At 66.1% G+C, this 1053-nt stretch carries 2 protein-coding genes; both read right to left on the bottom strand.

Annotation, left to right across the window (positions count from 1 at the left end):
• The coding region (locus IL54_RS02550) for an ABC transporter substrate-binding protein (RefSeq protein ID WP_037472911.1) at positions 1-381 on the bottom strand (381 nt) is incomplete at its 3' end.
• Complete coding sequence (locus tag IL54_RS02555) at positions 378-959, bottom strand: ANTAR domain-containing response regulator (RefSeq protein ID WP_037472914.1); 582 nt, start codon at positions 957-959, stop codon at positions 378-380. The genes IL54_RS02555 and IL54_RS02550, both read right to left, overlap by 4 nt.
• Positions 960-1053: the final 94 nt, after the last annotated feature.

Genomic DNA, 1053 nt, shown 5'->3' on the forward strand with positions numbered 1-1053 from the left:
CCGCCACAGCCCGATCGCGGCGGCAAAATCATGCGCCGTCCCCAGCGGATCGGCCAGCCGCGCCGCCACATCGGGCTCCAGCGCAGCGGCGAAATCGCACGTCATAACCAGCATATTGCCGTTGACGTTGAGCTTATAGGGCGCGGCCAATGCAGCGGGCTGCTGGCTCAGCCCCAGCGTCACTGCAACCGCCAGCGGGGCCAGCATATGCGCCGCCTGCACCTGGCCATAGACGAGCCGGTCGCGCAGCGTGGCCCAGCTTGTGGTCCGCACCAGGTCGAGCGCAATGCCCTCGGCCTCCGCAAAGCCCCGCTCGCGCGCCGCGACCAGCACGGCCGCATCGGTCAGCGGCAGGAAGGCGATCCGCAGGCCCGTCGTCATACTCCCCCTCCCAACAACTCGCTGGCGGTGATCAGCGCCTGCGCCACCTCCACGATCTTCTTGCCCTGGTTCATCGCCGCCGACCGCAACAGCGCATAGGCATCCTGCTCGCTGAGCGACCGCTGGTTCATCAGGATCGACTTGGCGCGGTCAACGATCTTGCGATCCGACAGCGCCGTGCGCGCCTCGTCCAACTCGCTCTGCATCTTGGCAAAGGCATTGAAACGCCGCACTGCCAGTTCCAGCACCGGCTTGACCCGCTCCTTGCGCAATCCGTCCACCACATAGGCCGACACCCCGGCATCGATCGCCGCGCCGATCATCGCATCGTCGGACTGGTCCACGAACATCGCGATCGGCTTGGCCAGCGCCCGGCTGACGATGAGCATTTCTTCGAGCGTATCGCGGCTGGGGCTGCCCAGGTCCATCAGCACGACGTCGGGTGCCATGCGTTCGAGCCGCGCGACGAAAGCGCCGCGCGGTGGCACGATATGAATATCGTCATAGCCCGCCTCGCGCAGCCCCTCCTCCAGAACCGTCGCGCGCAGCCCGCTGTCGTCGATGATGACGATTCGCATCAATCCAAAGCCTCTTCGCCCCTGAGTGACGCCAATGCTGCACCGCGTCAATTGCGCGGGAGGATGTGGGTGAAAAGCGGCGGCAGATAAGCGG

This window comes from Sphingobium sp. ba1 (genome assembly GCF_000743655.1).
Lineage (GTDB): Bacteria > Pseudomonadota > Alphaproteobacteria > Sphingomonadales > Sphingomonadaceae > Sphingobium.

Excerpts from the sequence above, each read along its gene's own strand:
- IL54_RS02555 (WP_037472914.1), bottom strand. The coding sequence starts at position 959 with ATGCGAATCGTCATCATCGACGACAGCGGGCTGCGCGCGACGGTTCTG.